16 protein-coding genes are annotated in these 13,740 nt (G+C 67.3%); 6 read left to right on the forward strand and 10 right to left on the reverse strand.

The window, feature by feature from the left end:
* The first annotated feature begins 260 nt into the window (after positions 1-260).
* Positions 261-1,142: an S-methyl-5'-thioadenosine phosphorylase gene (gene mtnP, locus KNN16_RS10215; protein ID WP_299284569.1), complete on the forward strand. Its 882-nt coding sequence runs from the start codon at positions 261-263 to the stop codon at positions 1,140-1,142.
* 54 nt (positions 1,143-1,196) lie between these two features.
* Here mtnP and KNN16_RS10220 read toward each other — a convergent pair whose 3' ends face one another.
* From KNN16_RS10220 to KNN16_RS10265, 10 genes are all read right to left on the reverse strand, one after another.
* On the reverse strand, positions 1,197-2,093 hold the full coding sequence (locus tag KNN16_RS10220; RefSeq protein WP_303896742.1) for a L,D-transpeptidase: 897 nt from the start codon (positions 2,091-2,093) through the stop codon (positions 1,197-1,199).
* A 230-nt stretch (positions 2,094-2,323) separates the two neighbouring features.
* Positions 2,324-3,457, reverse strand: a complete 1,134-nt coding sequence (locus KNN16_RS10225; protein WP_303896743.1) for a hypothetical protein — start codon at positions 3,455-3,457, stop codon at positions 2,324-2,326.
* Positions 3,450-4,040, reverse strand: a complete 591-nt coding sequence (locus KNN16_RS10230) for an RNA polymerase sigma factor (RefSeq protein ID WP_303896744.1) — start codon at positions 4,038-4,040, stop codon at positions 3,450-3,452. The genes KNN16_RS10225 and KNN16_RS10230 overlap by 8 nt, the downstream gene beginning before the upstream one ends.
* Before the next feature lie 38 nt (positions 4,041-4,078).
* Positions 4,079-4,903, reverse strand: a complete 825-nt coding sequence (locus tag KNN16_RS10235) for a hypothetical protein (protein ID WP_303896745.1) — start codon at positions 4,901-4,903, stop codon at positions 4,079-4,081.
* Between the two features lie 139 nt (positions 4,904-5,042).
* Positions 5,043-6,056, reverse strand: a complete 1,014-nt coding sequence (locus tag KNN16_RS10240) for an AIR synthase family protein (protein WP_299284563.1) — start codon at positions 6,054-6,056, stop codon at positions 5,043-5,045.
* A 148-nt stretch (positions 6,057-6,204) separates the two neighbouring features.
* Entirely contained in the window at positions 6,205-6,753 is a 549-nt protein-coding gene (locus tag KNN16_RS10245) for a hypothetical protein (RefSeq protein WP_303896746.1), read from the reverse strand.
* Between the two features lie 38 nt (positions 6,754-6,791).
* Positions 6,792-7,637 (reverse strand): ABC-2 family transporter protein, encoded by an 846-nt coding sequence (locus tag KNN16_RS10250; protein ID WP_303896747.1) that lies wholly within the window; start codon positions 7,635-7,637, stop codon positions 6,792-6,794.
* On the reverse strand, positions 7,634-8,653 hold the full coding sequence (locus KNN16_RS10255) for an ATP-binding cassette domain-containing protein (RefSeq protein WP_303896748.1): 1,020 nt from the start codon (positions 8,651-8,653) through the stop codon (positions 7,634-7,636). The genes KNN16_RS10250 and KNN16_RS10255 overlap by 4 nt, the downstream gene beginning before the upstream one ends.
* Before the next feature lie 21 nt (positions 8,654-8,674).
* The gene (gene lspA / locus KNN16_RS10260) at positions 8,675-9,178 is read right to left on the reverse strand and encodes a signal peptidase II (protein ID WP_299284554.1); all 504 of its coding nucleotides are present in this window, start codon (positions 9,176-9,178) and stop codon (positions 8,675-8,677) included.
* A gap of 230 nt (positions 9,179-9,408) precedes the next feature.
* Complete coding sequence (locus KNN16_RS10265) at positions 9,409-9,747, reverse strand: TraR/DksA C4-type zinc finger protein (protein ID WP_299284551.1); 339 nt, start codon at positions 9,745-9,747, stop codon at positions 9,409-9,411.
* Between the two features lie 349 nt (positions 9,748-10,096).
* Between KNN16_RS10265 and KNN16_RS10270 the strand changes: the two genes are divergently transcribed.
* From KNN16_RS10270 to pstA, 5 genes are all read left to right on the forward strand, one after another.
* Positions 10,097-10,270, forward strand: coding sequence for a hypothetical protein (locus KNN16_RS10270; RefSeq protein WP_159461723.1), 174 nt, complete (start codon positions 10,097-10,099; stop codon positions 10,268-10,270).
* Positions 10,271-10,304: 34 nt separating this feature from the next.
* Positions 10,305-10,640: a hypothetical protein gene (locus KNN16_RS10275; protein ID WP_303896749.1), complete on the forward strand. Its 336-nt coding sequence runs from the start codon at positions 10,305-10,307 to the stop codon at positions 10,638-10,640.
* A 123-nt stretch (positions 10,641-10,763) separates the two neighbouring features.
* Positions 10,764-11,798, forward strand: a complete 1,035-nt coding sequence (locus KNN16_RS10280) for a PstS family phosphate ABC transporter substrate-binding protein (protein ID WP_303896750.1) — start codon at positions 10,764-10,766, stop codon at positions 11,796-11,798.
* 173 nt (positions 11,799-11,971) lie between these two features.
* Positions 11,972-12,862 carry a phosphate ABC transporter permease subunit PstC gene (gene pstC, locus KNN16_RS10285; protein ID WP_369685899.1) on the forward strand — a complete coding sequence of 297 codons (891 nt, stop codon included), beginning with the start codon at positions 11,972-11,974 and terminating at the stop codon, positions 12,860-12,862.
* 16 nt (positions 12,863-12,878) lie between these two features.
* A complete protein-coding gene (gene pstA / locus KNN16_RS10290) occupies positions 12,879-13,736 on the forward strand; it encodes a phosphate ABC transporter permease PstA (protein WP_303896753.1) in 858 nt (285 codons plus the stop codon).
* Positions 13,737-13,740: the final 4 nt, after the last annotated feature.

The raw sequence follows: 13,740 nt of genomic DNA on the forward strand, positions 1-13,740 counted from the left end.
CTGCGATCTTGGGACACACCCCCGGCGATCGTTATCAAAGACAAGCGCTCCCTTACAGGGAGATCGAGGGGTTATGTTCGAATCGAATGCGTGGGCGGGGCGACGGCGAAACCGCTGCCCTGCCGTTCCGTGGCCGAAAGCGATCATCCGACTGGAGCGCCTGCGCAAGCCCTGTCCGGGTTGGAATGGAGGCGCAGGTTGCATGGAGGATGGTTTCCCGTTACCATAAAAGGCGCTCACCCTGCACAAAGGGAGGACCCATGGCGCGGGAGCCGGTGAAGCTGGCCATCATCGGGGGCAGCGGCCTCTATGAAATGGAAGCCCTGCGGGACGTGGAGGAGGTGCGGATCTCGACGCCCTTCGGGGATCCCAGCGACGCCATCATCGTCGGGACGCTGGAGGGGCGGCGGGTGGCTTTCCTCCCCCGGCATGGGCGCGGCCATCGGATCTCCCCCAGCGAGATCAACAGCCGCGCCAACATCTACGCCCTGAAAACCCTCGGGGTGGAGCGGATCGTCGCCGTCAGCGCCTGCGGGAGCCTGCGCGAGGAGTTCGCCCCCGGCCACGTCGTGGTGCCCGATCAGCTCATCGACGCCACCAAGGGCAAGCGCGCCTACTCCTTCTTCGGCAACGGCCTGGTGGTCCACATCTCGATGGCCGACCCCTTCTGCCCCCACCTGAGCGAATACGTCTATCAGGCCGTGAAGGCGGTGGGGGGCACCGTGCATAAGGGGGGGACGTTCATCACCATCGAGGGGCCGAGGTTCTCCACGAAGGCGGAGAGCCGGGTGTGGCGCCAGTGGGGGGCGGACATCATCGGCATGACCGCGGTGCCGGAGGCCCAGCTGGCCCGGGAGGCAGAGATCTGCTACGCGGCCATGGCCCACGTGACCGATTACGACGTGTGGCGGGAGGCCGAGGAGCCGGTGACCGCGGAGATGGTGATCCGGCGTCTGGCGGCCAACGTGGCCCTGGCCAAGGAGGCCATCCGGGTCCTGGCCCGGACGCTCCCGGAGGAGCGGCCGTGTGCCTGCGGCAGCGCCCTCCAGCACGCCTTCGCCACCGACCTCTCCCTCGTCCCCGAATCCCTCAAGCGGGATCTCGCCCCCATCCTGGGGAAGTATCTCCCCCCATCCGCCTGATCCGACCGGAACGCGCGGGCCCGGCTCTTTCGGGAGCCGGGCCCTTCGTTTGCTTTAGCGGTGCACCCACACGTAGGTGCCGGGGTTGTCCGGCGTGGCTCGCACCAGGGGCCGATCCCCGTAAGGCTCCGCCCACTCGTAGAGCCAGCGGGCGTCCCGCGGGGAGAGGTTCACACACCCGCGGCTGTGCGGGAACCCGAAGCGGTCATGCCAGTAGGTGCCGTGGAGGGCATATCCCTGATAGAAGAACATGGTCCAGGGGACGTCCTCCAGATAGTAGTAGCCGAAGATGTCCCCGTCCATTCGGGTCGCCCGCACCTTGACCTGGATCCGGTAGAGGCCGGTGACGGTGGGGGTCCACGGCCGCCCGGAGGAGATCAAGGTGGCGAACACCAGGCGATCCCCTTCATAGGCCGCCAGGGTCTGCTCGTAAAGATTCACCTCGATCCACTTGGCGCCGGGCGGGATCCCCTCCGGCCGTCGGGTGGGGAACACCAGGCCGACGGCCTGGGCCTTCACCCACTGATCCGGGCCGACCCGATACCAGACCTGATCGCCGATCTCGCGGGTTTCCTCCACGGTGATGCGCGTGTAGCGCCCTAACAGCGGGGCTTGCGGATCAGGGGCCCGGCCGGGCGCTGTGGAAGGCCGCGTCGCCTGCACGATCCAGCCGAAGGGGCGCGAGGGCGGCTCGCTGAACACCACGCCCTGGAATGCGGACGGCGCCCCGAAGGCCAGGTAGGCGGCGTCGATGTATTCGTCCGGGTTGATCAGATAGAACACCTTCCCGCCCGCCTCGACCCGCCCGTGCACGCTCACCCACACGTAGCCGGCCGGAAAGACGCGGCGCGGCGCGCCTCCGTTGAGGGCTTCCTCCGGGGAGCGATAGGTCGGGGCGGGCGCCTTCACATAGGCGTAGGTGTAGGGCACCAGCGGCTCGGCCTGCTTCACCCCACCCCCTCCAGGACGGCCTCCTTCCGAAGCGGGGCGGCCCGATATCGAGGCCGCCGTCCGCGGGAGACGAGGTCGGGGGCAGAACTGCGGATCCCCATCCGGCGGCACGCAGTCCGCAACGGTTGGAAGCATCATACCCATGAACAGCAAAATAAGGCCCCACATGGTTCCCCCCGGCGGGTCGGTTCAGAGCTTCCGGGCGCTACCCTCGGGTGGCCCTCTCTAAATTATAAACGTATCGAGGTGCCGGAAAGTTCCTGGACGCTATCCGGACGGAAAGGATGCGGATCTCCTCCGAGAACCGGATGCCGGGGCCCATGGTCGGAGGAACGGGCGTCCGGCATCCCGGAAGACCGGCGCGAAGGTGCCTCGATCCCGGAAAGATCGAGGGGGAACACCCATGGCCCGGGCAGCCGGAGCGGCTCGTCCTGTCCCCTGGGGTCCACGCCGATCAATTCCAGGATGCGCAGGGCACCGGGAGCCGGCGCGGCCGCGCCGGGCCTTGGGAAGAAGAAAACACGAAAGCAACCATCCCCCTCCTCCCGAACCGCTCCGCCATCCGGGAGCGGACGCCAGACGCGCCGGGGGTCCGGCGGCGGGAAACAGATCTGTGCCCGCACGCCGGAGGGGGCGATCACCGCTCGCTCCATCGTCATGGCGACCCCGTTCGCGACCACGGTCCGCCGATCCTCCCGGATCACGCCGGGATGGACAGGGACATGGAGATCGAAAACGAACGGCCCTCGCTCCTCTCGAACACCGGATGGGAGGTCAATGGCGAGGCGCAGGCGCAACCGGAGCCGCAAGAGCTCCGGAAGCGGCGCATAAGCTGCGCTCTCGAAGGACAGGATGGAAGCCTGCTCTCCAGGAGGCAGCGCCATTTGCATTGCCTCCGAAGCGCCGATCAGCCCCTCCTCCATCTCCAGCGGAAATGACCGCCCAGCCTCGTCGGTTAGAAGGACCTCGGAGAGCGCAGCCCGCTGCCCGGGATCCGCGGGGCCCTGCACGCGATAGCCGATGCGGATGGAGCTCCAGTCCGCATAGACCCACTCCAGAAGCACCCGATAGCCTCCCTGTTCCTGTTGCAGATGCAATGGCTGAACGGAGAGCGCCCCCTCCGGGCCTTGGGACAGCACAAAGGATTCCCACAGGCTTCCGGCGGAGGCGATGGCCCCGACAGCCAGCGCCACGAGGAGCAGCGGGATTCCCCAGGCAGGCCATCCGCTGAGCTTCCCGAGGCGAGCTTTCCGGGAAGCGGACGAAGCGATCCGCTCCCGGATAGCCGGCCAGAGATCCGGCGAGCGAGGGATTTCTTCCTCCGCGATTTCCCTTAACCATCGGGACAGCTCGCGCTCATCCATGGTCCTCTCCCTTTCGGTCCGGCGCGCCGGGGGATCCGAGGATGCCTCGCAGGCGGATCCGCCCTTCATACAGGTAGTGCTTCACGGTGCCTGTGGTGCATCCCATCAGCTCGGCGATCTCCTTCTCCGGGAGCTCGTGATAGTAACGCAACACGATGGCGGTCCGCTGGGTTGGGGAGAGCAGCCCCAGAGCTTGCCAGACGCGTCGCCTTTGCTCCGCCTGCTCCGCCATCTGCTCCGGAGAGGGATGGGGATCCCCCCAGGTGGATTCCAAAGGATCCTCCATCTCCAAGAAGGAGGGAGAAGAGGCTGGAAGATGCCGATCCCGCCGTCCGGCCAGGCGCAGGGCCTCCCGGATGACGAGGCGCAGGAGCCAGGGCCAGAAAGGACGTCGAGGGTCGAACCGATGACGGTGTTCCCAGGCGCGCAGGAAGGCGTTCTGCACCGCGTCCTCGGCGTCCATGCGATCCCGCAGGATCAGATAGGCGGTGCGAAGCGCCCGCAGCTCATATGCCCGGACCAGCACCTCCAGTCCCTCCGGATCGCCCCGCTGCCACCGCTCAACGGCCTGGGCCTCATCCATCCACCCATCCCTCCGGAGCGCGTGGTGAGGTCCAGTGTTCAGTAACCTCGCCGTGCGGAAGAGATCCGATCATTGAAGCCATAAGCCGTCAGATCCGGGACGCTCACGGTGAAGGTGCGGCGATCTCCCCCGTAGTTGATATGTTCAAAGTAAGTGCTGGCCCCTGCCCCGGAGGGGATCCAGATGGACGAAGTGATATCGTTAAAGTTGATGGCGCGGAAATCGTTGTAGTCATAGCACAGCGCGAAGTTCCGTCCTCCGTAATATGTGTGCTCCCACACTACCGCGTAATATGCGCAGGCCACCGGGACGACGGCTCCCTGGCGTCGCAGGGTTTCTACCGCCTCCGGATGAACGCCCGGCAGCTCCAGCCCGGTGGCCGCTGCGAGCTCCTCGTTTGTGCGGTAGCAGGTCACGATGCCCGGGCCCCGCCCATCATGGCAATGGGGTTCGATCCCCTGGGCCAGGAGCGCTTCAAAGGGAACCAGCTGCCCGTAATACCAGACCGGGACGTAGCGGGGGGAAGGTGTGGGCGTCGAACCGCCGTCCATGGCAGCCCGGAGAGCGCGGACCCTCTCGGGGTCTGTGTTCGGCAGGTCGAGCCCGGTCGCTGCGGCCAGCTCCTCGTTCGTGTCGTAGCATGTGATCACCCCTGGGCCGGCCCCGTCATGGCACTTCGGCTCGACGCCTCGGGCGATCAGCTCCCCGAAGGGAACCCACTGCCCCTTATACCACACCGGACGCGCCGGATCTCCCCAGGAAGGGCGCGTGGCCGCCCCCACGCTGAGAAGGGCCAGCGCTCCTGCTCCCAGGAGGGCCAGGCCCAAGCCCGCAACCCGAAGCCCTTGCCGGATACGGATCATGATCCACCTCCTTGAGGATCGTTTCCACCATGGAATACCCAGCAAGGGCGGAAAAGGTGGGGGCTGGGGGGCCAGATCCCGCGACGGGATCTGTCCGCCGGACGCGGCGAAAAGCAGCTTTAGAAGCCTTTCCGGAGCGTCAGCCTTCAAAGAGGCGGGCCAGCTCGTCCCGGGGGAAGGGTTGGAGAGGGATCCGCCGGCCCCCTCGCTCGATCCATCGCCCTTCCTCCGGCGGCCGCAGCTCGCCGATCAGGGCGGCCGGGCGCCCGGCAGCGATCAGCGCCTCCCGGATGGCCGGGGCGTCCTCCGGAGGGGCGGCGATCAGCAAGGAGCCTGAGGCCAGCAACCCCCACGGATCCAGCCCGTAATGGGCGCACAGCGCCTGGGTCTCCGGATACACCGGCACGGCCTCGCCCTCCACCCGAAGGCCCAGGCCCGCGGCCTCCGCCAGCTCCCACAGCCCGGTGGCCAGCCCCCCCTCGGTGGGATCGTGCATGGCGTGCACCCGCCCGGCGCGCTGGGCGATCCGGGCGTCCTCCACCACGCTGATCCCGGGGGTGTAAAGGAAATCGGCGCACCGCCGCAGGAATTCCTCCCCGAAGACCGGCAACAGCTCGGCGCGTTTCTCCCGGGCGATCACCGCCGTCCCCTCGATGGCGATGGGTTTGCTCAGGATCAACCGATCGCCCGCCCGCGCCCCCCGCGGCGTGATCAGGCGCTCCGCCTCCACCTCCCCCAGCATGAAACCGGCGAGGATCGGCCGGTCCAGCCCATAGGTCACCTCGCTGTGGCCCCCGATCAGGGTGATCCCCAGGGCCTCGCATGCGGCGCGCAGCTGCCCGAAGATCTCCTCCACCAGCGCCCGGTCCGTGCGCCCCTCCGGCAGGAGGAGGATGGCCAGCATCCAGCGGGGGGCGGCGCCGGTGGTGGCGATGTCGTTGGCGTTGATCTGGACGGCATACCAGCCGATGGCCTCAGTGGCGAAGGTGATGGGGTCTGCCTTGACCACCAGGCATCGGTCCCCCATCTCGACCACGGCGGCATCCAGTCCCACTCCAGGCCCCAGACGCACCCGTGGGTCCGAGATGGGGTAATCCAGCAGGCGCCGCATCCACTCCAGCGGGAGCTTGCCGACGGGCAAGATCTCCGTCATCTTCCCCTCACCTCCCGGGATAGATGTGTGCCGAATGAATTCGGCCTCCAGAGGCCTCCGGCCGATGGTCGGCCTGCGCCGACCAAAAAGGCATCCTTTGCGTCGGCGAAGGCCGACGCCCGGCGCATAGCGCCCGAAGAGGCCGATTTCAATCGGCGCGAAGGCCTCCGGCCGACGACCAGCCTGCACGCCGAATGAATTCGGCCTCCAGAGGCCTTCGGCCGATGGTCGGCCTGCGCCGACCAAAAAGGCATCCTTTGCGTCGGCGAAGGCCGACGCCCGGCGCATAGCGCCCGAAGAGGCCGATTTCAATCGGCGCGAAGGCCTCCGGCCGACGACCGGCCCGCACACCGAATGAATTCGGCCTCCAGAGGCCTCCGGCCGATGGTCGGCCTGCGCCGACCAAAAAGGCATCCTTTGCGTCGGCGAAGGCCGACGCCTGGCGCATAGCGCCCGAAGAGGCCGATTTCAATCGGCGCGAAAGCCTTCGGCCCGCGGTCGGCCTGCGCCGACCAAAAAGGCATCCTTTGCGTCGGCGAAGGCCGACGCCCGGCGCATAGCGCCCGAAGAGGCCGATTTCAATCGGCGCGAAAGCCTTCGGCCAACGGTCGGCCTGCGCCGACCGAGAAAACCCTTCGCGTCGGCGAAGGCCGACACCCGGCGCATAGCGCCCGAAGAGGCCGATTTCAATCGGCATCAGGGCCTTCGGCCCGCGGTCGGAATGCGCCGACCGTTTCAGGCACCGAAGGCCTCATACCGTCGGATCCCCAGCCGCCAGAGCAACGTCACCAGGGAGACCGCTACCGCCAGCCAGAGGATCTGGGCCAGGAACCCCTGCGCGATGCGGTCCGGAGGGAGACGGCCCAGGAGCATCTCCAGGGGGAAGGAGAGCATCAGCGGGAAGGGCGTCCAGCGGAGGGCGTTCCGGATCCCCTCGGGCATCAGGGCCAGGGGGATCACATAACCGGATCCCAGCGCTTTGATGAAGAACCAGACCTCATGGAAGGCCACCGCCTGGGAGGTCCAGAAGGCGGTGAGGCCGATGGCATACTGGAAGAAGAACTCCAGCAACAGGGCGAGGAACGTCGCCAGGAGGACCCGGACGACGTTCACAGGGGCGAGATCCAGTTGAGGGCCCGGATACAGATAGAGGGCCAGGGCGATGGGCGGGCCGACCAGGAGGGCCTGCAGGGGGCGGGAGGCCAGGGTGCGCGCGAGATCGTAATGCAGCGGATGGAGGGGACGGAGCAGCCGCGCGCTCAACCCCCCGGTCCGGATGTCCCGGTTGAGCTCCCACACGATCCAGACGCCCGTCATGCGGCGCAGGAAGATCGCCGCCAGATAATACCCCACAAAGGTCCCCGCGTCGAAGGAGCCGACGGGGCCCTCCCGCGCCATGGAGAGCCAAACAGCGAGCATCACCAGCGGCACCGCCCCCGAGAGGATCCAGATCAGGATCTGGATCCGGTATTCCAGGGTGCGGGCCCAGTAAATACGCAACAGCGTGGGATAGGCCCGCAGCGTGGCGGCCGCAGCGGCCCATCCTTCCGAGAGCGTGGTGGGGCGCGGGGAGCCGTTCATTCCCCTTCCTCTTGCGATCCCGATTCATCGATCTCCAACGCGGAGGCCTCCGCGAACACCCGCCGGATGACCTCCTCGACCGGCGGCTCCTCGATGGCCAGGTCGGTGATCGGGAGGGCGGTCAGCATGGCCGCGGCGATCTCCGCCGTGCGGGCCCGCGGCACCCGCAGCTCCGCCCGGTGGGAGTTCAGGCTCAGCACCTCCCCATATGGGGAGAGAGCGCTGACGGGAAGGGGTTGGGCCATGGTCACCCGCACGACGCGGTAGGGGGCCACCCGCTCCGCCAGCTCCTCCAGGTCCCCATCGTAGAGCAGACGCCCCCGGTGGATCACCAGCACCCGCCGGCAGAGGGCAGCCACGTCGGCCATGTAATGGCTGGTCAGCAGCACCGTCGCCCCCGTGCGGCGGTTGTATTCCCGGATGAACTCCCGGATCCGGGCCTGCATGGTTACATCGAGGCCGATGGTGGGCTCGTCCAGGAACAGCACCTGCGGTCGGTGGAGGAGGGCGGCGGCCAGCTCGCACTTCATGCGCTCCCCCAGGCTGAGCTTGCGCACCTGCTTGGTGAGCAATCCTTCCAGATCCAGCAGCTCGACCAGCTCATCCAGCGTGCGTCGGAACTCCGCCTCCGGGATCCCGTAGACCGCCTGGTTCAGCAGGAAGGTTTCAATGGCCGGCAGATCCCATAGCAGTTGCTGCTTCTGGCCCATCACCAGCGTGATCCGGCGCAGGAAGGCCCGCTCCCGACGCTGGGGGATGAACCCCAGCACCCGGACCTCGCCGGCGGTGGGGTGCAACAGGCCCGCCAGGACCTTCAGGGTGGTGGTCTTGCCGGCGCCGTTCGGCCCCAGGAAGCCCACGATCTCTCCGGGATCGATGGTGAACGAGATGTCCGCCACCGCCCGGACCACCCGATACTGCCGACGGAAGAAAGAGCGCACGGAGCCCATCAGACCGGGGGCCTTGTGATGGACGGTGTAGTATTTGTGAAGGTGGCGGACCTCAATGGCATGCATGGGATCGATCCAGGCGTCGCGTCACGGGTTCTGGCCGGGATCCTCCGGCGGGGGGGACGCGGCCGGGGCGCGCGCTTTGTCTTCCTCCAGGAAGAGGAGCAACAGCACCATCCCGACCACGATGGCGCTGTCGGCCAGGTTGAAGACCGGCCAGAACTTGAAGTCCAGGAAGTCGGTGACGAAGCCGAAGCGCAGCCGGTCGAGCAGGTTCCCGAAGGCCCCGCCCAGCTGCAGGCCCAGGGCGATCTGAACCGGCCAGCGGGCGGTGGCAAGCTGTCGGGTGTAGAGCAACAGGAAGGCGATGACCACCACCGCCACGGCGACCAGGACGGAGCCCCACTCCCGGAACAGGCCGAAGGCGATCCCCGTGTTGGTCACATGGGTGAACGTGAAATAGCGGGCCAGGGCCGGGATGGGCGCCCACGATTCATACAGGGCCAGGTTCTCCCGGACCCAGGCCTTGCTTCCCTGATCGGCGGCGAAGGTCAGGATCGCCACCGCCCATAACAACCTGCGTCGCCCCATCCGCAATCCTCCTCCACGCGCTGCATGGTTCCACGCAAGCCCCGAACGTCCGCCTCAGGGATCGAAGCCGCCCTCGCCGGGCGCGGGCAGGGCCCCAATCCAGGGAAGCGTCCACGGATCTCGATGCGGATGCATGGATCCGATCTCCGAAGACCTTCGCACGCTCCCGCCCGCTCGTTCGCGCCCCTGTTCACGGACGGCCCCCGTCGCGCATCCCTCCCGCGTCCGGCTCACCGCTCCCGACGGGCCTGGCATTCCAGACAGAAGGCGGCGAAGGGGAGAGCCTTCAGCCGGGCGACCTCAATCGGCCGGCCGCACTCCTGGCAGATCCCATACGTGCCCTCCTCCATCCGTCGCAGGGCGGCTTCCACCTCGCGCAGGCGGGCCTCCAGGTGACGGCGCAGGGTTACCCGGGTCGCCTGATCCATCACATCGGTGGCATCATCGGCCATGTGATCATGGTAGCCGATGCCCTCCGGCGCCCGGGCATCCAGGCGCGCCAGCTCCTCCCGCAAGCGGCTCCGCTCCTCCTCCAGCGCTTGACGCAGGGACTCAAAAGGGATCGTCATCGGCCGCCCCTTTCTGCTCCACACAAGCCTGAGGATCAGACTTCTATGACGCTTCGAAGGAGTTCGCATCTTAGGAAATTGTAAAACAAAACGGTGGATATGGATGCGGGGGAGCGGACCGCCGGATCGCCCCCCGTTGGATCCGCGCACGGCCCTGCGAACCAGATAAGTCCGTGGGGAGGCGGTTCGGCTTCCCCCAGGAAGACGGCCGTGGCTTCTCCCTCCGGAGCGAAGGCGTTGATGTCAAAAAGATTTAACGATCCTTTTAAGAAACCGGGAAGGTCCCTTCACCCCGCTTTGAGGGGACGCCGGTAAGATGAGGGTGGAATCTCGGAGAAGGAGGCTGCATATGGAGACAGTGGTGCAGATCGATGAGCGGCTCCGGCAGCTCCGGGAGGAGCTCACCCGGATGGTGCGCAACGGGGAGGATGAGGAGGGGCTCCGCTTGCGACGCATGCTGGCGGAGCTGGAGCGTCTGGAGGCGCTGCGTCGGGAGCTGCGGGCGTGGCGCCAGGCGGCGTGATCGGTTCCGATCGCCGATGACCCGGGAGGGAAAGATGCGCCCCTCGGTGGCGGAGGAGTTCGCGGAGGGCCTGCCGGCGTGGGGCCGGCTGCAGCACCGGCCGGAGGGCCTGCAGCCCGGCTACGCCGATCTGGCCGATTTGCTGTTCGCCCTTGACTCCGGCTGGGAGATCGATCCGCCGGTTTATGCCTATGCGGAGGCCGGCTGGCGTCCTTACTACCACATCCTTCTCAAGCGCGAGGGGCGCTACGTGCTGCTGAGCCTGCCGGACACGGAAGCCCTCCGCGCGTTCTTGAGGGAGCAGGGGATCCGCGTGGAGGTGCGCGCCGCCGCTTCTCCGGCGCGCCGGGGGAAGCGGGGCTCGAAGTAGATCTCCTCTCGCCGGGCCGGGTCGTCGCGCCGCGCATGCGGAGAAGCGATGGCCTGGCGCGGGGAGAAGAGGCGCCCGAGCTCCCTCCCCGATTCACTCCACCTAACTGATGGGAGGTGTGCGATGAAATGGCGTTCCGTTCTCAGCAAGGCTGCGGCGCTGCTGGTGATCGCGGCGGCGGCGTGCCAGCCGGCGGCGACAGCGACTCCCCCGTCCCCTTCTTCAGCTCAGACGCCCGCCCGCCTGAGCGGCGAGATCAAGGTCGACGGGTCCTCCACCGTCTACCCGATCACGGAGGCGGTCGGTGAGGAGTTCCAGAAGCTCCACCCCGACGTGAAGGTGGTGGTGGGGATCTCCGGCACCGGCGGGGGCTTCAAGAAGTTCTGCAACGGCGAGACGGACATCTCGGACGCCTCACGCCCCATCTTGCAGAAGGAGATCGACACCTGCGCCCAGAACGGCATCGAATACATCGAGCTCCCCGTGGCCTATGACGCCCTCTCGGTGGTGGTCAACCCCCGGAACGACTGGGTCGCCTGCATGACCGTGGCGGAATTGAAGAAGATCTGGGAGCCAGACGCCCAGGGGAAGATCACCCGCTGGAACCAGGTGCGGCCGGAGTGGCCGGACGCCCCCCTCAATCTCTACGGCGCGGGCACGGACAGCGGGACCTTCGATTATTTCACCGAGGCCATCGTGGGCAAGGCCAAGGCCAGCCGGGGCGACTACACCGCCAGCGAGGACGACAACGTCCTGGTTCAGGGGGTGGCCAACGATCAATACGCCCTGGGGTATTTCGGCCTCGCCTACTACATCGAGAACCAGGACAAACTGAAGGCGGTCGCCATTGACAACGGGAAGGGCTGCGTGCTCCCCTCGGAGGAGACGGTGCGGAACGGAACCTATCAGCCCCTCTCCCGTCCCCTCTTCATCTACGTGAGCCGCAAGGCCGCGGATCGCCCGGAGGTGGAGGCCTTCGTTCGGTTCTACCTCGAAAAGGGCCCCGCCCTGGTCAAGCAGGTCGGATACATCCCGTTGCCGGATGCGGTTTACCAGCTGGCCCTCAAGCGCTTCGAGGCTCGCAAGGTGGGGACCCTGTTTAAGGGCGAGCCCCCGGTGGGACTGTCGATTGAGGACCTGTTGAAAGCGGAGCAGTGAAGCTTTCCGGGCGTCCGGGAACGGCCTGGATCGCCTATACTGGATATGGGCGAGGGGGCGGCGCCTTTGGGGATGCCGCCCCCTCGCAGGACCCTCCGCTCATGGAGCCGGGATCCATGGGGCTGACTGCTCGCTCGGCGGTGGAGATCTCCGCGGCCCGCCTCCAGAGGGGCATGGCGGCCCGCTGGCGGGAATGGGGGGAGCTGGCCGTCCAGGCCCTTCTGTTCTTCGCGGCCATGGTCTCCGTCTTCACCACCATCGGCATCGTCGCGGTCCTCCTGGTGGAGGCCCTCCCCTTCTTCCAGCAGGTCTCTCTGAAGGAGTTCCTGCTGGATCCCCAGTGGACGCCGCTGTTCGCCCAGAAACATTTCGGGATCATGCCGCTGGTGGCGGGAACGTTCCTCACCTCGGCGGTGGCGCTGGCCCTGGCCATGCCGGTGGGGATGCTGAGCGCCGTCTATCTCAGCGAATACGCCTCGCCGCGAGTCCGGGCCGTCTTAAAGCCCGCCCTGGAGCTTCTGGCCGGCGTCCCCACCGTGGTCTACGGGTATTTCGCGTTGCTCACCGTTACGCCCCTTCTGAAGCGGATCATCCCGGATCTGGAGACCTTCAACGCCCTCAGCGCCGGCCTGACCATGGGCGTGATGATCATCCCCCTGATCTCCTCCCTGAGCGAGGACGCCCTGTATGCGGTCCCTTCTTCGCTGCGGGAGGCGGCTTACGCCCTGGGTGCCACGCGCCTGGAAGTGGCGGTGCGCGTGGTGATCCCGGCGGCCCTCTCCGGGATCGCGGCCTCGTTCATCCTGGCGGCTTCCCGCGCCGTCGGGGAGACGATGATCGTGGCCATCGCCGCCGGGCAGCGGCCGACGCTGACCCTGGACCCCCGGCGGGCGATCGAGACGATGACCGCCTACATCGTCCAGGTCAGCCTGGGGGACACCCCCCACGGCACCCTGGAGTTCCGCACGATCTTCGCAGTGGGCCTGGTGCTCTTCCTGATCACCCTGGTCCTGAACCTGATTGCCATGAGGATCATTGAACGCTATCGGGAGGTTTATCGGTAGGCCGGGAGGTGCGCGCATGGGACATCGGCAACGGCGGGAGCTGTTAGGGAAGCTGTTCGAGGGGATCGCGCTGGCGGCCACGGTCTTCGGCTTGCTGGTCCTGGCTTTCCTGCTGCTCGATGTGGCCCGCCGGGGGCTGGGGGTGCTCTCCTGGTCCTTCCTCACTTCCTATCCCTCCCGGTTCCCGGAGCAGGCGGGGATCCGCTCGGCGCTGCTGGGGACCATCTGGGTCATGGCGCTGACGGCGCTCTTCGCGGTGCCCCTGGGGGTGGCGGCCGCCATCTACCTGGAGGAATACGCGCCCCGCAACCAGCTGACCCGGCTCATCGAGCTGAACATCAACAACCTGGCCGGCGTGCCTTCGATCATTTACGGCCTGCTGGGGCTGGAGCTGTTCGTCCGGGCGCTGCGGCTGGAGCGCAGCATCCTGGCCGGCGCCCTCACCCTCAGCCTGCTCGTCCTGCCCATCCTGATCGCCGCCTCCCGGGAGGCGCTGCGGGCGGTTCCGATGAGCCTGCGGGAGGCCGCCTTCGCCCTGGGGGCCACCCGCTGGCAGGTGATCCGTCATCAGGTGCTGCCGGTGGCCTTCCCCGGCATCCTCACCGGGATGATCCTGGCCCTCTCCCGGGCCATCGGGGAGACGGCCCCGCTGATCACCATCGGGGCCCTGACCTTCATCGCCTTCGATCCCCGGAGCCCCTTCGACAAGTTCACGGTGCTTCCCATCCAGATCTTCAACTGGGTCTCTCGACCCCAGGCGGGCTTCCACGCCCGCGCGGCGGGGGCCATCCTGGTGTTGCTGGCGGTTTTGCTGTCTATGAACGGGCTGGCCATCTATCTTCGCTATCGCCTGCAGCGGCGCTATCAGTGGTGAGGGG

It is taken from the genome of Thermoflexus hugenholtzii (genome assembly GCF_018771565.1).
GTDB lineage: Bacteria > Chloroflexota > Anaerolineae > Thermoflexales > Thermoflexaceae > Thermoflexus > Thermoflexus hugenholtzii_A.

Coding starts and splice junctions, on each gene's coding strand:
- mtnP (WP_299284569.1), top strand. CDS start 261: ATGGCGCGGGAGCCGGTGAAGCTGGCCATCATCGGGGGCAGCGGCCTC.
- KNN16_RS10225 (WP_303896743.1), bottom strand. CDS start 3,457: ATGGATGAGCGCGAGCTGTCCCGATGGTTAAGGGAAATCGCGGAGGAA.
- KNN16_RS10230 (WP_303896744.1), bottom strand. CDS start 4,040: ATGGATGAGGCCCAGGCCGTTGAGCGGTGGCAGCGGGGCGATCCGGAG.
- KNN16_RS10235 (WP_303896745.1), bottom strand. CDS start 4,903: ATGATCCGTATCCGGCAAGGGCTTCGGGTTGCGGGCTTGGGCCTGGCC.
- KNN16_RS10240 (WP_299284563.1), bottom strand. CDS start 6,056: ATGACGGAGATCTTGCCCGTCGGCAAGCTCCCGCTGGAGTGGATGCGG.
- KNN16_RS10245 (WP_303896746.1), bottom strand. CDS start 6,753: ATGCCGATTGAAATCGGCCTCTTCGGGCGCTATGCGCCGGGTGTCGGC.
- KNN16_RS10250 (WP_303896747.1), bottom strand. CDS start 7,637: ATGAACGGCTCCCCGCGCCCCACCACGCTCTCGGAAGGATGGGCCGCT.
- KNN16_RS10255 (WP_303896748.1), bottom strand. CDS start 8,653: ATGCATGCCATTGAGGTCCGCCACCTTCACAAATACTACACCGTCCAT.
- lspA (WP_299284554.1), bottom strand. CDS start 9,178: ATGGGGCGACGCAGGTTGTTATGGGCGGTGGCGATCCTGACCTTCGCC.
- KNN16_RS10265 (WP_299284551.1), bottom strand. CDS start 9,747: ATGACGATCCCTTTTGAGTCCCTGCGTCAAGCGCTGGAGGAGGAGCGG.
- KNN16_RS10270 (WP_159461723.1), top strand. CDS start 10,097: ATGGAGACAGTGGTGCAGATCGATGAGCGGCTCCGGCAGCTCCGGGAG.
- KNN16_RS10275 (WP_303896749.1), top strand. CDS start 10,305: ATGCGCCCCTCGGTGGCGGAGGAGTTCGCGGAGGGCCTGCCGGCGTGG.
- KNN16_RS10280 (WP_303896750.1), top strand. CDS start 10,764: ATGAAATGGCGTTCCGTTCTCAGCAAGGCTGCGGCGCTGCTGGTGATC.
- pstC (WP_369685899.1), top strand. CDS start 11,972: ATGGCGGCCCGCTGGCGGGAATGGGGGGAGCTGGCCGTCCAGGCCCTT.
- pstA (WP_303896753.1), top strand. CDS start 12,879: ATGGGACATCGGCAACGGCGGGAGCTGTTAGGGAAGCTGTTCGAGGGG.